Below are 17,699 nucleotides of genomic sequence, written 5' to 3'. Positions count from 1 at the left end.
AAGACCAGGATAAAATGATGAAACGCCTGTTGATTGCCGAAGGCAGCGAAGACCTGGCTGCCCTTTTCAGGGCGGCACTTCCCGCCCACGAGATCCTCATCGACATGCCGCAGCCGGGCGAAGCGCCGATCGACTATCTCGTCGTCGGCCGTCCGAAGGCCGGCCTGATGGTCGCATTGCCGGAGGTGAAGCTTATCCTCAGCCTTAACGCAGGCATCGAGCACCTGCTGCGTTCCGGCGAAATCGCCGAGAAGACGCCGATCGTGCGGATGGTGGACGATGGGCTGGCGGAAGGGATGACGGAATGGGTACTGGCAGAGGCGCTGTCCTGGCACCGCAACATCCGCCTCTACGAGCGGTTCCAGCGCGAATTGCGCTGGCAGCCGCAGGCCGAAAAGCTGGCCCATGAGCGCATCGTGACCATCCTCGGCGCCGGTGCATTGGGAACACCGGTTGCAAGGCATTTCGTCGCCTTCGGGTTTAAGACACGCGTCTGGAGCCGCAGCGGGCGCGCAATCGAGGGTGCGCAATCCTTCGCCGGCAGGGATAGCCTGGTAGCGGCCGTCACCGGCGCCGATATTCTCGTCAACCTTTTGCCCCTGACGACAGAGACGGAAAACATCGTCGGTTCCGACCTGTTCAACGCCCAGGCCAGAGGCGGCTTTTTCATCAACGGTGCGCGCGGCGGCCATGTCGTCGATGCCGACCTGATTGCTGCTGTCGACAGCGGCCAGCTCAGCGGCGCCGTCCTCGACGTCTTCCGCATCGAGCCGTTGCCCGAGAGCGACCCGTTCTGGCGACATCCCGATATCCGGGTCAGCCCGCACGTGGCAGCGCCCACCCATCCGCGCATCGCCGTGCTGGAAATAGCCCGCAACGTCATGCGTTTCGAGCGCGGCGAGGCCATTCCGCACCTAGTCGACAAGACGAGCGGCTACTGACGCGCGCCAAGCCAGCGCCGGAGCAATGTGGGCTGGAAATAGCGCTGCAGCATACTCATCCCGTTTATGTGGATGAAAGAGCAATATTTTCCAAGTCGCTGCCAGCGATGCCAATCCATACCTCGTATCGCGAGGTGGGTTGGCATAATTTTGCGGCACATTTCAGCATATTCCGGGGGTTTTCATGTATCGGTCCTTGATGTTCGGCGCAGCCTTGGCTGCTGCTCTTTCCGGCGCGGCTATGGCCGAAACGCCGGACAAGATCCTCAACGTATCCTACGATGTTTCCCGCGAGCTTTTCGTCGCGGTCAACAAGGCGTTCGTCGCCAAATACAAGGCCGACACCGGCCGGGACATCACGGTCAAGCAGTCCCATGCCGGATCTTCCGCACAAGCGCGTGCCGTGATCGAGGGACTGGATGCCGACGTGGTGACGTTCAACCAGGTGACCGATATTGACCACCTCGCCGAAAAGGGCGCTGTATCTGCCGATTGGAAGCAGCAGTTTCCGAACGGCGCCTCGCCCTTCTACTCCTTCCCGTCCTTCCTGGTGCGGGCCGGCAACCCGAAGAACATCAAGAACTGGGACGATCTGGTGCGTGACGACGTCAAGGTCGTCTTTCCCAACCCGAAGACGTCTGGCAATGCCCGCTACACCTATCTTGCCGCCGTCGCCTTCGCCAAGCAGGCCTATGGCAACGACGATGCCAAGGTTGCTGCCTTCACCAAGAAGCTGTTCAGCAACGTACCGGTCTTCGACACCGGCGGACGCGCCGCAACCACGACCTTCGTCGAACGCGACATCGGCGACGTGCTGGTGACCTTCGAGGCGGAGACCCGCGGTATCGCCAAACAGTTCGGCGCCGACAAGGTCGCCGTGGTGACGCCGGCCGTCAGCCTGCTGGCGGAATTCCCGGTCGCCATCGTCAACAAGGTCGTCGACAAGCGCGGCTCGCGCGAGGTGGCCAAATCCTACCTCGACTTTCTCTACACAGGCGATGGCCAGCGGATCCTGGCGCAAAACGGCAACCGCGTGAACGATCCCGCCGTCACCGCCGAGTTCAAGGCCGATTTCCCGGAGGTCAAGCTTCTGAAGGTCGAAGACGTCTTTGGCTCATGGGACAAGGTTCAGAAAGAATATTTCGCGGACGGCGGCCTGCTCGACCAGTCGTTCGGCAAGCACTGATAGACCTCCAGAACGAACAAACCCGCCGGGCGACCGGCGGGTTTGTCATGCCTGCTTGCAGCAACCGATCAAGGAATGATCTGCACCACCTTGCGGCTTGCGGGCTCAACGATGACCCGCTGGTTGTTGACGATCGCATAGGCGTAATTCGCATTGTCCGGCACCGGCACCAGGATGACATGCGACGAGAGCGCCTGGCCGACGACGACTGGCTCCTCGACAAGGGCTGTCGACACCGGGTTAGGCTGCCCCTCGACAAACGAGACCACGGCACCCGGAGGCGCAGCCATCGTCTCGACACCAGCCGCACCCGCGCCGGATGCACTCGCTGCGTAGCCGATAACGGTAAGAGTTGTAAGCGCAAGAGCGCCTGAGACTATCAGGGCCTTAACCATCGTATGATCTCCAAAATGGAATTGTCATAACGAGAACGGTTGTGGAGCCTTGTACGTTCCACCCCGGACACGCAGGAGCCATCACGCTTTGCGATGGCTGTCATGGGAGGTGAAGGGTGGGGTGGTACGGGAGTCTCGGGTGAGCGCGATCGGCCAACAGCGGCCATTAGTCCGTCCCATCAGAGAAATGGATTCCCCGACCTATCTCCGAGAACCGAGATGTGGCTAACCATAGTGCCAATGCCCCCAGGCTAAACGTTGCTCCCAGCGCGCTGACACCTGACCAACCAAAACGGGCATAGATCGTTGTCGTGGCAATTGCCCCGACCGCACTGCCGACTGAGTAGAAGACCATGTAGCCTCCGATCAGACGACCGCTCTTCTGCAAATTCAAGGCCACGATGATGCTCAGGCTGATGACATGCACCGCCTGAACTGCCAGATCGAGTAAAACCACTCCAATCAGCAGTATTGGAATTGAAACTGGAAGAAAGGCGATCCAGCCCCAAGATATCAGCAGGAGCAACAGGGAAATTCCCGTTGTCCAATGGGCATGTCCTCGGTCGGCAAGCTTGCCTGCATATGTCGAAGCAACCGCGCCTGCCAGCCCGACGAGGCCGAACAGACCGACTTGGGTATGGCTGTAGGAGAAAGGTTGATTTGTAAGGGGAAGAACGAGCGCTGTCCAAAATGTGCTGAACGCAGCAAAAATGAGCAGTGCGAGGATGCCTCGGATAAGCAGTACCGGTTCACGCAGGATCATGATCGGCACCGAGCTGACCGCAGAAATGTAGGTTTCTGACCTCTGTTCAGGATGATGTGAAGGCAAGGCCCGCAAAAGAAGGCAGACCATCAACAAGGTAAGCGTTGCAGACAGCATGTAGACCGCACGCCAACCGCCGAGGTCGGCCACCGAACCAGCAATGGATCGTGCGGCAAGAATGCCCATCACGATGCCAGTTGTGACCGTACCGATAACCTTGCCTCGCTGGGCAACCGTTGCCAACGCGGCGGCGTATGCGACAAGAACCTGAGCGACCACAGCCAGAAGCCCCATGGCGGCCATGCCAGAAAACAGGATTGTCTCCGTCCGGGCTGTCGCCACGACCATCAGGATAATTGCTGAAAGGACGCCCTGGCCGACGATAAGGCATCGACGGTCAAAAAGATCGCCAATCGGTACGATGAAGATTAAGCCCAGTCCGTAGCCAATCTGCGTGAGCGTGACGATAGATCCAGTGGCCGCGGATGACATCCCAAAATCAAGTGCCATGATATCGAGCAGTGGCTGGGCATAATAGACATTCGCCACGCTTAGACCCGCGAATGCTGCGACGATCAATGTCTGCGTGGTTGACAAGCCCTTAACCTGTTGTCCGAGTGCCGCGTAGGTCGATCCGTCTTCCATCTTGCAATCCTCTGCATGAATTCAATCCTGTTTTTCATCAGACCCGCTGGATTGCGTTATTTCTAGTTCTAAGTTAGAACCAGAATGATTGCATGGAGTGAGAGCCGATGGTCAAGCGCGTCAGTCTCTGGAATTCAGGGTGCCCGGTAGCGCGTTCCTTGGATGTGATAGGGGATTGGTGGTCTTTGCTCATTATTCGCGACGCATTTGATGGCGCCCGCCGTTTTAGCGAATTCCAGACCGGATTGGGTATCGGCAAGGGCGTATTAGCGAGCAGGTTGCGCGACCTCGTGAAGCGTGGAATCTTTGAAACTGCGCCTGCCTCGGATGGCACAGCCTATCGGGAATACGTGCTGACAACCAAGGGAAGCAGACTGTTCCCCGTCATCGTGGCTCTTCGCCAGTGGGGTGAAGAAAATCTGTTCGCTCCCGAGGAAGAGCGATCTTCACTGGTGGACAAGAAGAACGGTGCTCTTGTTTCCCGCCTCGAAGTGACATCGGTGGATGGCCGAGAACTCATCTGGAGCGACACCCAGGTCCAGAACCCTGTTATTCCAAAGCCTAGCAAGGTTCACTTTTCGAACACGCGATGACCGCCTCTGGTGCAGCACGGCTGCCGAGGCGATGCTGTCTCCTGTGAACGACTGTCTATTCGGCAAGATTCTTGCCCATTGGCAATATCCGGCACCACCTCCCGCCAGCAACTTCACTTCACCCGCATATGGTTCCTCTTGGCGAGCTGTGTCGTGACCGCGTCGATCTCGGCTGACACCCGCGTCTCATCCCAACAGCGCATGACAGCTACGGTGGCAGCGATCCGTTGCAGGTCGTTCAGCGTCAGCGATCCCGTGATGGCGAGCGTGGTGCGGCGCATGACGATGTCGGAGAGGTGCTCTACACCCTCGTTCTGGAGGATGTAGTCGATTTCCGCGAGGCTGTGATCCGTCGAATCCGGCAAGCGATCGCGGTCCGTCCACTTGCCGCGGTAGCGGGCGATCTCCCGGGCCTTGGTGCCGTAGCGTGTCAGGAGCTGGTCGAGGCGAGGGATATCGAGGCCGGTCTCGGCGCTTTCCCGCTTCAACCATTCGGCACGGGCCGCAGCGGTGGTGGGAAAGTCCTTGCCGCCGCCTATCGGCATGGCGCGGGTCGTGGTCTTGCGGCTGGCGCCCATGCGCTTGAGGATGGTGTCGGTCACCTCTTCGGCAAAGCCGCGAAATGTCGTCCATTTGCCGCCGATCAGCGAGATGATCGGGAAGGGGCGGGCCTTATCGGGTTCGGCGACCGGTGCGGAATGGTCGCGGCTGATGAGACCGGGGATGGATGCGTTCGAGGCCGGCAGCGGGCGAATACCGCTATAGGCGTAGACGATCTGGCTGTGATCGAAGGTCATGCCCGGCAACAGGCCGCGGAGGCTGTTGATCATATAGTCGATTTCCTGCGGCTCCGAGACGACACTGTCGGGGTTGTCTGCGGGGATATCGGTCGAGCCGACCAGCGCAAGTCCGAGATAGTCGTAGACGAGGCAGATACGCCCGTCATCGGCCTCGAAGTAGATCATCCGGCCGTCTAGCGCCTTCAGCAGTTCGTCGTGCTTCAGCAGGATATGCGATCCCTTGGTGCCGCCGATCATTTTCGACGGCACGCCGAGGGCGGCGTTGACATGGTCGATCCACGGCCCGGCGGCGTTGACGACGAACTTCGGCCGCACTGAAAAGGCTGGGCCGTTCTCCGGCTGGAAGGTCAGGACGCCGTCTTTGGCGGATGTCAACGTCGTGTAGTTGGCCATGGCCGAGCGCGGATTTGCGTCGAGGCCATCGGTCACCAGTTCCAGCACCAGCCGTTCCGGATGGCTGATCTTGGCGTCGTAGTAAGTGCCGGTGGCGACGATTGACTTGGTCATAGCCGGGATGTCGCGCAGGGCCTGCTTTCGGCCGATAAGCTTGTGGCGTGGCATGACCCGGTCGCGCGAGCCGTAGTAGTCGTAGATGGAAAGGCCGATCTTGATGAGGATCGCACCTCGGCTGCGGGGCGCGCTGGTGGAGCCGAACAGCGTGCGCAGCGCCGCGAAGATGCCCTTGGTCCAGGAGAAGATCGGAATGATCGTCGGCAGCGCGGTGACGCAATGGGGAGCGTTCTTCAAAAGCAGATTGCGCTCGAGAGTCGATTGCGCCACCAGGCCGAATTCGCCGGTTTCGAGATATTTGAGCCCGCCATGGATGAGCCTCGAAGGTGCGGCGCTAGTGCCTGCGCCGAAATCCGTCTTTTCGACGATCAGGCAGTTGATACCTTGGGCGCAGAGATCGCGGAAGAGACCGGCGCCGTTGATGCCGGCCCCAAGGATCACGACATCGACACTGCCCTCATTGGTCATAGTCGCAAGGCGGCTGGCGAAATCGACCGATGCTGTTTCCGGGGAAGTCATGATGCCATCCTTACGATTTTCAGCCGTACACCGGCCTGTTCAAGCTTTTGCGCTGTTGCGTCGGCGATGCCGTCGGTGACCAGCACGGCGTCGAATGCCGTCAGCTCGTCGAACACGTGCAGCGCCATCCTGTCGAATTTGCCATGGTCGACGAGAAGCAGGCGGCGGCGGGAGGCGGCCATCATCGCCTGCTTGACCCGCACGACCTGCTGGTCCTGGATGAACCCGGTCGTGCCGGTGATGGCCGAGGTGGAGCAGATCAGGATGTCGGCGCGCAGCCGCGAGATGGCATTCTCGGTGACGAGACCGATGAAGGCGTTGTAGGTGCGGTGAAACTGGCCGCCGAGGGAAATGAAATCCATGTCCTCGACATGGATCAGCACCTCTGCGGTCGACACGCTGTTGGTGATGACCGTCAACGGCTTGATCTCGGCCAGCAGCGGCGCCACGGCGCTGGCCGTGGTGGAATCGTCGAGCATCACCACCTGTCCGGCCTCGACATATTCCAGCGCGGCGCGGGCCAGTGCATCCTTCTCGACACGCCCGACCGTCATGCGGTAGCGGAACGTGCTCTCATAGATGCCGGAGGGCTGCACGGTGACAGCCCCATGCAGCTTTCGCAATACGCCCTGCTGGGCCAGCTGCTCGATATGGCGGTGAATGGTCATCCGCGACACGCCGAAATGCGTCACAAGATCATCGATGCGGACCTGACCGCACTTGATGACATAGTTGGCGATTTCCTCGCGCCGTTCGTCGGCCTTGATCACGCGACGGTCTCCGGCGGCATGCCCAGCCGCTCGATCGCTGGCCACTCCGATTTCAAGGCTTCGGCGAGGCGCGAGTACAGGCCAAAGCGCTCGTTGAACACGGCGCTGCGGGCGGCATCCGGCTGATAGGTCCGGCTGGTGGCGCCGACGGTCAGATGCGGTTGCTGCGGAGAGGCATAGACGCCGATGGCCGTGCCGGCACAAAGCGCGGCGCCGAAGGCCGCCGGCTCGTCCGTCGAGGTGACGGTCACCGGCAGGTTCAGGATATCCGCAAACATCTGGGCGAAGGCCGGGTTGCGTGAGGCGCCGCCGGTCAGCCGCACCTGGCCGAATGGGAAGCCGTCACGGAGCGCATCCACGTGGGTGCGGTGATTGAAGGCGATCCCCTCCAGTACTGCCTTCAGCATGTCGCCCCGGTCGTGCCAGCCGTGCAGGCCGAGGAAGCTGCCGCTGGCAAGATTGCCGTAGGGCGAACCGAACAGATAGGGGTGGAAGAGGATCGTCGAGCGCCGCTGCAGCGCCGCGTCGATCTCGGTTGCCAGCAGCGCATGAATGGAGCCACCCTCAGTGGCGGCGGCGTCCTGCTCCTTCCGGCAGAAGGTGTCGAGAAACCAGTCGTAATTGGCCGTCGAGGCCGGAGAAATCGACATGGCGTTCCACTGGCCCGGCGCAATGGCGTTGCGGCAGAACCAGCGGGGATCGGTGAGCGGTTCCGCCGAGACGACCTCGTTGATCGAATAGGTGCCAGCAACGATGCTGATCACACCTTCGACATGGCCGCCGATGCCGAGCGCAGAAGCAGTGACATCGTGCAGGCCACAGGCAACGGGGGTGCCCTCGACGAGCCCGGTAAGAGCTGCGGCCGCGGCCGTGACATGGCCGACGATATCACTGGAATCTGCGATGGGCGGCAGGGCACTTTCCACCTGCTCCAGCCCGTAGATGCGCAAGGCCTCGGCCGAATAGGCTTGCGTCCTGACATCGGTGAAGGACGTGCTTGCCTCGGTCCGGTCCGTGCCGATCGTGCCGGAGAGGCAGAAGCGCAGCCAGTCCTTGCAGGCGAGAACATGGCCGATGCGGCCGAACCGCTCCGGATCGTTTTCCTTCAACCAGGCAAGCAAGGCCGATGGCGCAGATGCATGCGGCACCTGGCCGGTCAGGGCCAGCGCTTCGTCAAACAGCGATCCTTCCGACCAGCGGTCGACAATACCGCCGGCGCGACTATCAAGCGAAAGGATGCCGGGGCCGAGCGGCTGGAGAGCGTGGTCCAGAAGATATATCCCGTCGCCGTGGGCAGTGGCGGCAACGGCCTTGATGTCGTCGGCCGGCCGGCCGGAAAGGGCTATCGCCTCCGATATCGCCTCTGCTGTCGCCTGCCAGAGGCCTGCCATGTCGCGCTCGACAAAGCGCGCCCGGGGTATCGACTGCGGCACCCGGCGTCGCGCCACCGAAAGCTGCGTCCCGTCGATATCGAAGATGACCGCCTTGGTGACAGTCAGGCCGTTGTCGATCCCTAGCAGGCTGGGCATGGTTTTCGCTCCCTTTTACGACCGGGTGCGGGAGCGTCAAGACGAGCGCTCGTACCACAGCTGCAACATCACTGGATCATATAAACATGGTAAGTTCACGTCAAGTGATGTTACATTTAGCAAAGGGTAAAAAGGTGCTTCAACCGCCTTGTTTCAGTGACGTGACAGAGAGCTATCGGGCCTGGGGATCGTATCGCTTCAGCGCGGATGCATGGCTTGAGCCGCGCGTCGGAGCCACAACAACATTGATGCCCTTGTCGCGCATGCGGGCGATATGGACCGGCGGCGTGCCGTCGTCGACGATGACGATGTCGAAATCGGTAAGCGGCGAGAAGACGTGCAGGGCACGCCGGTCGAATTTCGTATTGTCGGCGAGAAGGATGCGGGTGGAGGCGGAATCGAACATCGCCCGCTTGGTATCGACCATCTCGAGAAACTGGTGAAAAGCGATATCGTCGGTGATCGCAGACATCGACATGAACAACGTGTCGGCCCGCAGCTGCGAGATCTCGTGGGTGGTCATGCGGCCCATGAAGGCATTGCACCAGTTGTAGTACTGGCCCCCAAGACCGAGCAACGTCAGGTCGCGGATACCCTTGAGATCGTTCATCAGCGTCAGCGAGTTGGTGATGACGGTAAGCGGCACGGCGGAGGGCAGGAATTGCGCCATCTGCAGCACAGTGGTGGAATCGTCGAAGAAGATCGCTTGTCCGGGCTCGACGAAGCGCATTGCCGCAAGCGCAAGCGCACGCTTTTCGACCGACTGGCGACTGGAGCGGTAGACGTCGCTGGATTCGATCAGGCTTGTCGGCGCCGCCGAGGCAATGCCGCGCGTCTTGCGCAGGATACCGCGGCTGACGAGTTCGTCGAGATCCCGGTGGGCAGTCATCAGGCTGATGCCGAAGCGTTCGGCCAGATCCTCGATGCGTACCGAGCCTTCGGCCATGACGGCCTCGGTCATCTGCTGGCGGCGGGCCAGTTGACGCGCCAGCCGCGTGTCGCTCGGAACCTGCTCCTGCATCAGAGGATTGTCCGCAGCTTCGCCGGTATCGTCGTGGTCACCCATGATCACCGGCCCACGCCTGCCACGCCGTCGGATGCGACCACGAGCAACGTCGCAGAGGCATCATGTACATCACCCGTCGTCTTCAGCAGCTGCGAGGACAGTATCATCACGTTCGGGCCGGCATGCTCGAGTTCACTTGGGCGGTTGTCCCGCCCGGCGTCCATCATCTATGACGCGAACAGGGCGTCGTCACAAACGGTAATGCGTCGCGACTGACATGCCAACGGTCTAGAGTGTGGACAAGTCGGGCTATCCCGGGCTTTCGTCATGAAGAGAGGAGGCGGCCCGAAGGCCGCCCCCAAAGTCGGATTATTCGGACAGAGTAAACGGTGCCGTATACTTGGCAATGTTGTCCTTGTTGATGATCAGGCAATCGAAGAGCTGCTTCTCGGTGTCGACACCGGTCTTGCCCGTCTTCAGGAACGAATCTGCCTGGTCGACAGCCTTTGCCGAGAACACGGCGACAGGCTGCAGAACGGTGTACTGCAGTTCTCCGGCCTTGATGGCAGCCACAGCATCCGGCGAACCGTCGAAGCCGCCGACCTTGATGCCCTTGAGCTTGCCGGCTTCCTTCAGCGCAGCGATAGCGCCCAGTGCCATTTCATCGTTGCCGCTGATGACGCCGGTGATGTCCGGATGGGCCTGCAGCAGGTTCTGCATCTTGTCGTGACCCTGGGTACGATCCCAGTTGCCAACGTCGGAACCGACCTTTTCGAGGTCCGGATACTGGGTCAGCACGGTCTCGTAGCCGTTAGAACGGGTTGCGGCGTTGTTGTCGGAAGGCGCGCCGAGCAGTTCGACGTATTTGCCCTTGTCGCCGACAGACTTGATCCACTCCTGCGCACCGAGGGCAGCGCCCTGGGCGTTGTTCGACACGAGCTGTGCCTTGGCAAGACCGGCCTGGTTGATTTCAGCATTGACCAGAAACACCGGAATGTTAGCGGCAACGGCCTTCTTGACGGCACCGACGGAACCGCTGGCATTGGCCGGATCGAGAATGATCGCGACCGACTTGTTGGTGATCGCGGTGTCGATCAGGTTGCTCTCGGTGTTGGTATCACCCTTGTGGGCGCCGACATTCGAGGTATAGCCGAGCTTCTTGGCTTCGGCAGCAGCAACGTTGCCTTCGGTCAGCCAGTAGGGGTTGGCCGGGTCGTTGACGATGATGGAGATCAGGCCGTCGGCGAATGCCGAGGTGGACGATGCGGCCATAAGCGGTCCGGCGAGAACGACAGCCGACAGCATGAGAAGTCTTGTCTTGTTGAACATGGAAACTTTCCTCCTTGGTTGATGGTAGTGCCCGGTTACCCGGTATTCTTCTCGGCTGCGGAACAAGCCTTCACGCTTTACCTCCCAGTTGCGGAGAAGTGGTCTGGCCGCCCGTCGAGACGGGTTTCTTGGCGCGGCGGCTATACTGGATGGCATTGAGCAACACCGCGAGCACGATGACCGCGCCGGTGAAAACCGTCTGCCAGTAGGACGAGATGCCGATGATCACCAGACCGTCGGACAGGAAGCCGATGACGAAGGCGCCGAGCAGCGTGCCACGGATATTACCGCGTCCGCCGGTGAGCGCCGCGCCGCCGATGACGACAGCAGCAATCGCAGTCAATTCGTAGGATGTCCCGGCCGTCGGCCCGGCCGACGTCAGCTGCGAGGACAGGATCAGGCCGGCAATCGAGGCGCAAACGCCGGAAAGCACGTAGACCAGGATCTGCACACGCTTGACCGGAACGCCGGAGAGTTCGGCTGCCCGCTCGTTGCCGCCGGAAGCATAAAGCCAGCGACCGAAGGCGGAGCGATTGAGCATGACGCTGACGAGGAACGCGATGACGACGAGGACGACGACGCCGAGTGGCACGCCGGCCAACCGGTTGAAGCCGAGCCAATCGAAGCCCGTGTTGCCGAGTTCGGGCTTGCCGCCGAGGTTGTTGTAGGTGAGGCCGTTGGTCATCAGCAACGCCACGCCGCGCACCATGTACATGACGCCTAGCGTCGCGACGAAGGCTGGAACCTTGAAGCGGGCAATCAACACGCCGTTGACCAGCCCGACGAGCGCGCCGAGGCAGCAGGCCAACACGGCGACGACCCAGACCGGGGGAAACAGGATGACGCCGAACACCTTCAGCGTGATGCCCTGCATCATGAAGCCAGCGATGCAACCGGAGAGGCCGAGCGTCGACCCGACCGAAAGATCGATGCCGCCGTTCAGGATGACCAGCAGCATGCCGACGGCGAGAATGCCGAAGATCGCAACGTGCGAGGCCATCGTCAGGAAGTTGGCGGTCGAGAAATAATAGGGCGAAAGCATCGAGAAGACGACGATGATGAGGATCAGCGCGAAGAAGGCGCGCCCCTCGAGCAGCAGGCGGCCGAGATCGAAGCCGCCGCTGAAGAGGCCTGGCTTGGTGGTTGTGCGGGATGGACCAGCTTCGCTCATGGTCATGGCTCCGTTCTTCTTCGTCATTGTTCGATCACCGCTTCGCCCGAGGCGGCCATGATCTGCTCTTTTGTTGCGTCGGACCCAAACTGCGCCGAGATCCTGCCCTTGCTCATCACGATGATGCGGTGGGCGATACTCAGGCATTCCGAGACTTCCGAGGTCGAAAACACCACCGCAAGCCCCTGCGCTGCCCGTTCGGCGAGCAGCTTGAAGACCTCGGCCTTGGCGCCGATATCGATGCCGCGGCTGGGTTCGTCGAGGAGGATGACGCGCGGATGGGTGGCGAGAATCTTGCCGATGACGACCTTCTGCTGGTTGCCGCCGGACAACGAGCCAATCGGCGCGCCGCCGCCTGCCGTCTTGATGTGGACATTGCGGATGGAATCGTCGATCAGCGCCTTTTCGCGGCTGTGCGACAGCAGCATGCCCTTCACGAAGGTGCCGATGCTGGCGAGCGACAGGTTGGTACCAACAGACATCGTCTGGACGAGCCCGTCCCGCTGGCGATCTTCGGGAACAAGGGCCAGCCCGCGACCGATGCGATCTGCGATGCTGAGCTTCGACACGTCCTGGCCTTGGAGCATCACCTTGCCGCCGGTGGACGGGACGCGACCTGCAACGCATTCGAGCAGCTCGGTACGACCGGCGCCCATCAGGCCGTAGATGCAGACGATCTCGCCGGCACGCACGTCCAGCGACAGGTTGTCGACCACGGAATAGCCGGTACCCGAGGCATCGGCGACGCTGACGCCGCTGACCGAAAGCGCGACATCGCCAAACTCGTAGCCCGATGGCGGCGAGCCGAGATCGAAGTTTTCGCCGACCATGTTGCGGACGATCCATTCGAGGTCGATGTCCTTGACGTCAGCCTTGGCCGTCATGGCTCCATCGCGCAGCACCACGGCATAGTCGGTGATCTGAAGCGCTTCTTCGAGATGGTGGGAGATATAGACGATGGACACGCCGCGGCTGGTAAGATCGCGGATGACCTTGAACAGCACTTCGACCTCGGTTGCGCTCAGCGCCGATGTCGGCTCGTCCATGATCAGGATACGGGAATCGACGGAAAGGGCGCGGGCGATCTCGACGATCTGCTGTTGCCCGAGCCTGAGCTCCTCGACGCGGGTCATCGGATCGATATCCTCGTTGAGATCCGCCATCAGCGCCTTGACCTGGCGGGCTTCCTCGGCGAAATCGACACCCATCGGGCCTCTGATCTCGCGACCCATGAAGATATTGTCGCGGATGCTCAGATTGGGCGCCAGGCTGAGTTCCTGATGGATGATGGAAATGCCGCGATCGCGGGCATCGGTCGAGGAATTGAACACCACGCGTTCGCCATCGAGCACAATATCCCCGGAGGTCGGCGTCACCACGCCTGACAGGATCTTCATCAGCGTCGACTTGCCGGCGCCGTTTTCGCCGAACAGCGTCGTCACCTTGCCGCGACGAATATCGAAGTTTACGCCTTTGAGGGCATGAACGTTACCATAGGACTTGGCGACGTTATGCGCTGAAAGAACGATGTCTCCGTTCTGCGGTGCGGGCTTGAGTGCGGCGCTCATTGGACATCCAGCTTGGCCGGCGTGACAAGCCAGCTGTTAGGGTTGATGAGCTGGAAGACGCCGACGACCGACACGGTTTTGCCGGTGAGGTTTGCTGTGTCGATCTTGGAGAGCACCTGCGCCTTCATTTCCTTGTTCAGGGCCGAGCCGGCATTCTGATATTCGATCTGGTTGGTGAACTGGTCGAACGTCACGGTGCCGGTCGAATCGCGCAGGTCGGTCCCGTTGATCGCCGGCCCAGTCTGGACACGGATCGTCACCGTGTTCGGAACGCCGGGAACTGCTACCGTGTAGATGCCGGACTTGGCCGCACCGACGACGCCGGTGAACTTGACCGAAATTTCGGGCCCTACGCCACCGGGCACGCCGTACTGCTTAGCCGCCGCGTCCTTGTTCGCTGCAATCGCCGTCGCCAAGGTGTCCGCGCTGACTGCGCGCTTCTCGATAGCCGCCTGGATCTTCGGAAACTCGGTCGAACCGAATGTTTCGGGCGAGAACGCATTGGGCTGCGCGCCCGCCTCAGAGCCGATCTTCACCACCTTGGTATCGAGCGCCATGGCAGCGACCAGTACGACGATAGCGACGGAACCGATGATCAGGCCGAGGCGGGGCTTGGGAGGATTGGGTATCGAGGTACCGACCAGATTGCTCATGGTGTGACCACCTTTGACTTGACGATGCGGGAAGGGGAGAGGCTGCCGCGCCAGAGCGCACTGCCAATGGCGACAGGGACAGCGAAACGATGAAGACGAACGGGGTGAGGCGCTGAAACTTGCATGGTCGCCCCTCCTCCAAGCGGCGGATTGCGTCAGGCTCCAAATGGAAAACCCTCTGCATTATGAATGTCACTTGAAGCGGAGTTTCCTCAACCCGCCGATACCGGCTGTGGTATATTTATGTTATCAGCCACTTTCAATATGTGATATACCCAGGATGTTGTCAATTACCTCCAAACCGTTTCAGAGGACAAAAAACAAAGCTCCAAGCCGAGTGAGCAACATAAGAGTGTGAAGTGAAGCCCCCGGATAGACCGGACCTAAACCGCATTGACCAAGACATGAGTCTATTCGGTATGCAAAAACCGTCAATTCATGGCAATTTCTAGCTCAAAATGCTCAAAATTAATGCATATTTCGGTAAATTCGGGTTAGTACGACCTGCTTAACTCTGCAGGCTGCCGCTTGAAGCGACGGAGACCTGCAAAGGCAGTACCCCTCGCAATCCATCCGAAATTCCCCCGAATACGACATGTGATAATGTTGACTTATGTTATAAAAACGTGCAAAAAATTACATTGAGCGACAATAATTTCAGTTGAATCTGGAGGCTTCGGAAAGCACATGGCGCGATTTGCCGACAAGCGCGACAATGAAGACAGCCTCGCCGTGCGCGCGGCCTGGCTTCATTACGCTGCCGGCCTGACGCAATCCGAAGTCGCCAACCGCCTCGGCATCACCAGCGTTAAAGCCCACCGGCTGATTGCGCGCGCAAACCAGAACGGTGCCGTGAAGGTGACGATCGAAGGCGACATCGCCGAGTGCGTGACGCTCGAGCGCCAGTTGGAGCGCGACTACGGCCTCACCTACGCGGAGGTGGTCCCTGATCTGCATGAACAGGGGTTGCCTCTCAAGGCACTCGGCATGGCCGGGGCCGGCTTTCTGCAGCGCGAGATCGAGAACTTCCAAGGCGGCGTGATCGGCATAGGACACGGCCGGACGCTGGCGGCGGCCGTGAAGGAAATGGCACGCCTCGATGCCAGCCGGGTACGGTTCGTTTCGCTGCTCGGCGGGGTGACACGAAACTATGCGGCGAACCCGCACGATGTGATGCATCGCCTGACCGAGAAAACAGCGGCCGCTGCCTACGTCATGCCGATCCCGCTGTTTGCCAACACCATGGAGGATCGCGAGGTTCTCCTGTCGCAACGCGGCGTGCGCGAGATTTTCGAACTTGCGGCAGGCGCCGATCCGATGATCGTCGGCATCGGCACTGTCGAGCCGGACGCACAGCTTGTGGCGTCGCATATGATCGAGGCGGCGGAGATCGCCGAAGTCCGCGAACTCGGAGGCGTCGGCGAAGTGCTCGGGCATTTCTTCGACAGGACCGGCAAGGCGGTGGAGACATCGCTGTCGGCGCGAACATTGTCGCCGGGTCTCGATGCCATGAAGGGCCGGCGTATCGTCGCGATTGCTGGCGGCAAGAATAAGGTCGGGGCGATCGCGGCGGTGATGAAAAGCGGATTGCTGAGCGGACTGATCACTGACGAACGCACGGCGCAAGCACTGCTGCTAGATAACCTGGCCTGAGGGGACGGGTGAGGGGGAGAGTTCTATGAATAACAGCATGATATTGAGCCACAGCGAAACGGGAACCAAGTTCCATGGCTGATGCCGGACAGGACATCCTCGTCGGTATCGATGCCGGCACCTCGGTGATCAAGGCCGTGGCCTTCGATCTTGCCGGACGGCAGATCGCCTCGGCATCGGTCGCGAACCGCTATAATTCGGGGCAGGACGGTTCGGCGACGCAACCGCTTGCCCGAACCTGGGACGAATGTGCCGCTGCACTCCGGGGACTCGGCGAAAAGGTCCCGGGGCTTGCCGCGCGGACTGCTGCAGTCGCCGTAACGGCACAGGGGGATGGCACCTGGCTGGTGGGCGCTAACGATGCCCCGGTCGGAGATGCCTGGATCTGGCTCGATGCGCGCGCCGCACCGACGGTCAGAAAGCTGGTCGGCGCATCCGGCGAGCGCACGCGCTTCGAGACCACCGGAACCGGCCTCAACACCTGCCAGCAGGGCGCACAGATGGCGCACATGTCTGCCACCGCGCCCGAACTGCTCGACCGCGCCGAAGTGGCGCTGCATTGCAAGGACTGGCTCTATCTCAATCTCACCGGGGTTCGTGCCACGGACCCATCCGAAGCGTGCTGGACCTTCGGCGATTTTCGCAGCCGCGCCTATGACGACGGTGTAATTGCGGCGCTGGGGCTTTCATCGCGCCGGCATCTTCTTCCGGAAATCATCGACGGAACCGAGGTAACGCATCCGCTAACGGCAGCCGCCGCTGCCGCAACTGGCCTCAAGCAGGGCACGCCTGTCAGTCTCGGCTATGTCGACATGGTGATGACCGGCATGGGGGCAGGCGTCTGGACCGGCGACCTCAATGCCGCCTGCACCGTCATCGGCTCGACCGGCGTCCACATGCGTCCGGTCGCAACAGCCGATGCGCAACTGAATGCCGAGGGAACAGGCTATATCATGGCGCTGCCGGTGCCAGGCATGGTGACGCAGATGCAGACCAACATGGCAGCGACACTCAATCTCGACTGGATCCTGCACGTGGCCGCCGACCTTATCGGCGAGGCTGGTACTGCACCTTCCCACGCAGAGATGGTCGCCCGCATCGACAACTGGATGGCGGCCAGCCGGCCGGGCGCCGTTCTCTATCACCCCTACATTTCCGAAGCCGGAGAACGAGGCCCGTTCGTCAACGCCAGCGCGCGCGCCGGTTTCATCGGGCTGAATGCCGGCCATCGTTATCCCGATCTCCTGCGCAGCGTTATCGAGGGTCTCGGCATGGCAGCGCGGGATTGCTACGTGGCGATGGGTGCACTGCCGCGCGAGTTGCGGCTGACGGGCGGTGCTGCTCGCTCGAAGGCACTGGGCGGCGTGCTTGCTGCGGCTACCGGCGCCAGTGTCCGCGTCTCGGCGCGCGAGGAGGCCGGGGCTGCCGGTGCGGCGATGATGGCGGCAGTGGCTGTCGGCGTCTACCCCGACATGAACGCCTGCATCGCCGAATGGGTCACGCCCTTGCTCGGTGCGGGTACAGCACCGGACCCGTCGCTGGTGCCGGTCTACGACCGGACGTTTCCAGCATACAGGCAGGCGCGCGAGGCACTCGAGCCCGTATGGGACATGCTCGCGGCGCAGCAGGCGCCGGCTGCATGATCCCCACGAGAATAAGTCCGATCGA

15 protein-coding genes are annotated in these 17,699 nt (G+C 61.2%); 5 read left to right on the top strand and 10 right to left on the bottom strand.

Going from position 1 to position 17,699, the window contains the following annotated elements:
• Positions 1-14: 14 nt before the first annotated feature.
• Together J5289_RS25765 and J5289_RS25760 are read left to right on the top strand one after the other, a co-directional pair.
• A complete protein-coding gene (locus tag J5289_RS25765; RefSeq protein ID WP_219276645.1) occupies positions 15-941 on the top strand; it encodes a glyoxylate/hydroxypyruvate reductase A in 927 nt (308 codons plus the stop codon).
• 184 nt (positions 942-1,125) lie between these two features.
• Complete coding sequence (locus tag J5289_RS25760) at positions 1,126-2,127, top strand: sulfate ABC transporter substrate-binding protein (RefSeq protein WP_209185559.1); 1,002 nt, start codon at positions 1,126-1,128, stop codon at positions 2,125-2,127.
• Positions 2,128-2,195: 68 nt separating this feature from the next.
• Here J5289_RS25760 and J5289_RS25755 read toward each other — a convergent pair whose 3' ends face one another.
• A complete protein-coding gene (locus J5289_RS25755; protein ID WP_209185560.1) occupies positions 2,196-2,522 on the bottom strand; it encodes a DUF1236 domain-containing protein in 327 nt (108 codons plus the stop codon).
• A gap of 166 nt (positions 2,523-2,688) precedes the next feature.
• Positions 2,689-3,930, bottom strand: a complete 1,242-nt coding sequence (locus J5289_RS25750; protein ID WP_209207543.1) for an MFS transporter — start codon at positions 3,928-3,930, stop codon at positions 2,689-2,691.
• Between the two features lie 107 nt (positions 3,931-4,037).
• Here J5289_RS25750 and J5289_RS25745 point away from each other — a divergent pair, with 107 nt between their 5' ends.
• Entirely contained in the window at positions 4,038-4,523 is a 486-nt protein-coding gene (locus J5289_RS25745; protein ID WP_142829415.1) for a helix-turn-helix domain-containing protein, read from the top strand.
• 113 nt (positions 4,524-4,636) lie between these two features.
• Here J5289_RS25745 and J5289_RS25740 read toward each other — a convergent pair whose 3' ends face one another.
• From J5289_RS25740 to J5289_RS25705, 8 genes are all read right to left on the bottom strand, one after another.
• The gene (locus J5289_RS25740; protein ID WP_247749371.1) at positions 4,637-6,301 is read right to left on the bottom strand and encodes a glycerol-3-phosphate dehydrogenase/oxidase; all 1,665 of its coding nucleotides are present in this window, start codon (positions 6,299-6,301) and stop codon (positions 4,637-4,639) included.
• Between the two features lie 47 nt (positions 6,302-6,348).
• Entirely contained in the window at positions 6,349-7,122 is a 774-nt protein-coding gene (locus tag J5289_RS25735; RefSeq protein ID WP_209185563.1) for a DeoR/GlpR family DNA-binding transcription regulator, read from the bottom strand.
• Entirely contained in the window at positions 7,119-8,651 is a 1,533-nt protein-coding gene (locus J5289_RS25730; RefSeq protein ID WP_209185564.1) for an FGGY-family carbohydrate kinase, read from the bottom strand. The genes J5289_RS25735 and J5289_RS25730 overlap by 4 nt, the downstream gene beginning before the upstream one ends.
• A gap of 172 nt (positions 8,652-8,823) precedes the next feature.
• Entirely contained in the window at positions 8,824-9,717 is an 894-nt protein-coding gene (locus J5289_RS25725) for a DeoR/GlpR family DNA-binding transcription regulator (protein ID WP_209185565.1), read from the bottom strand.
• A 309-nt stretch (positions 9,718-10,026) separates the two neighbouring features.
• Positions 10,027-10,986 (bottom strand): D-ribose ABC transporter substrate-binding protein, encoded by a 960-nt coding sequence (locus J5289_RS25720; protein ID WP_142825039.1) that lies wholly within the window; start codon positions 10,984-10,986, stop codon positions 10,027-10,029.
• 70 nt (positions 10,987-11,056) lie between these two features.
• Positions 11,057-12,157, bottom strand: coding sequence for an ABC transporter permease (locus tag J5289_RS25715; protein ID WP_209185714.1), 1,101 nt, complete (start codon positions 12,155-12,157; stop codon positions 11,057-11,059).
• A gap of 23 nt (positions 12,158-12,180) precedes the next feature.
• Positions 12,181-13,725, bottom strand: a complete 1,545-nt coding sequence (locus J5289_RS25710; RefSeq protein WP_209185566.1) for a sugar ABC transporter ATP-binding protein — start codon at positions 13,723-13,725, stop codon at positions 12,181-12,183.
• Positions 13,722-14,378 (bottom strand): DUF2291 family protein, encoded by a 657-nt coding sequence (locus J5289_RS25705; RefSeq protein WP_209185567.1) that lies wholly within the window; start codon positions 14,376-14,378, stop codon positions 13,722-13,724. The genes J5289_RS25710 and J5289_RS25705 overlap by 4 nt, the downstream gene beginning before the upstream one ends.
• A 687-nt stretch (positions 14,379-15,065) precedes the next feature.
• Between J5289_RS25705 and J5289_RS25700 the strand changes: the two genes are divergently transcribed.
• Together J5289_RS25700 and J5289_RS25695 are read left to right on the top strand one after the other, a co-directional pair.
• On the top strand, positions 15,066-16,031 hold the full coding sequence (locus J5289_RS25700; protein ID WP_209185568.1) for a sugar-binding transcriptional regulator: 966 nt from the start codon (positions 15,066-15,068) through the stop codon (positions 16,029-16,031).
• Positions 16,032-16,105: 74 nt separating this feature from the next.
• Positions 16,106-17,674 (top strand): FGGY-family carbohydrate kinase, encoded by a 1,569-nt coding sequence (locus tag J5289_RS25695; protein ID WP_209185569.1) that lies wholly within the window; start codon positions 16,106-16,108, stop codon positions 17,672-17,674.
• Positions 17,675-17,699: the final 25 nt, after the last annotated feature.

Origin of the sequence: Rhizobium sp. B230/85, from assembly GCF_019355735.1 — a bacterium.
Taxonomy (GTDB): domain Bacteria; phylum Pseudomonadota; class Alphaproteobacteria; order Rhizobiales; family Rhizobiaceae; genus Rhizobium; species Rhizobium rhododendri.
This window is presented reverse-complemented; position numbering and strand designations above follow the sequence as displayed.

Bases quoted from the DNA above. Each gene is read 5' to 3' on its own strand.
- J5289_RS25695 (WP_209185569.1), top strand. From the start codon at position 16,106: ATGGCTGATGCCGGACAGGACATCCTCGTCGGTATCGATGCCGGCACC.
- J5289_RS25745 (WP_142829415.1), top strand. From the start codon at position 4,038: ATGGTCAAGCGCGTCAGTCTCTGGAATTCAGGGTGCCCGGTAGCGCGT.
- J5289_RS25760 (WP_209185559.1), top strand. From the start codon at position 1,126: ATGTATCGGTCCTTGATGTTCGGCGCAGCCTTGGCTGCTGCTCTTTCC.
- J5289_RS25720 (WP_142825039.1), bottom strand. From the start codon at position 10,986: ATGTTCAACAAGACAAGACTTCTCATGCTGTCGGCTGTCGTTCTCGCC.
- J5289_RS25710 (WP_209185566.1), bottom strand. From the start codon at position 13,725: ATGAGCGCCGCACTCAAGCCCGCACCGCAGAACGGAGACATCGTTCTT.
- J5289_RS25700 (WP_209185568.1), top strand. From the start codon at position 15,066: ATGGCGCGATTTGCCGACAAGCGCGACAATGAAGACAGCCTCGCCGTG.
- J5289_RS25725 (WP_209185565.1), bottom strand. From the start codon at position 9,717: ATGGGTGACCACGACGATACCGGCGAAGCTGCGGACAATCCTCTGATG.
- J5289_RS25740 (WP_247749371.1), bottom strand. From the start codon at position 6,301: ATGACCAATGAGGGCAGTGTCGATGTCGTGATCCTTGGGGCCGGCATC.
- J5289_RS25705 (WP_209185567.1), bottom strand. From the start codon at position 14,378: ATGAGCAATCTGGTCGGTACCTCGATACCCAATCCTCCCAAGCCCCGC.
- J5289_RS25765 (WP_219276645.1), top strand. From the start codon at position 15: ATGATGAAACGCCTGTTGATTGCCGAAGGCAGCGAAGACCTGGCTGCC.
- J5289_RS25715 (WP_209185714.1), bottom strand. From the start codon at position 12,157: ATGAGCGAAGCTGGTCCATCCCGCACAACCACCAAGCCAGGCCTCTTC.
- J5289_RS25755 (WP_209185560.1), bottom strand. From the start codon at position 2,522: ATGGTTAAGGCCCTGATAGTCTCAGGCGCTCTTGCGCTTACAACTCTT.
- J5289_RS25730 (WP_209185564.1), bottom strand. From the start codon at position 8,651: ATGCCCAGCCTGCTAGGGATCGACAACGGCCTGACTGTCACCAAGGCG.
- J5289_RS25750 (WP_209207543.1), bottom strand. From the start codon at position 3,930: ATGGAAGACGGATCGACCTACGCGGCACTCGGACAACAGGTTAAGGGC.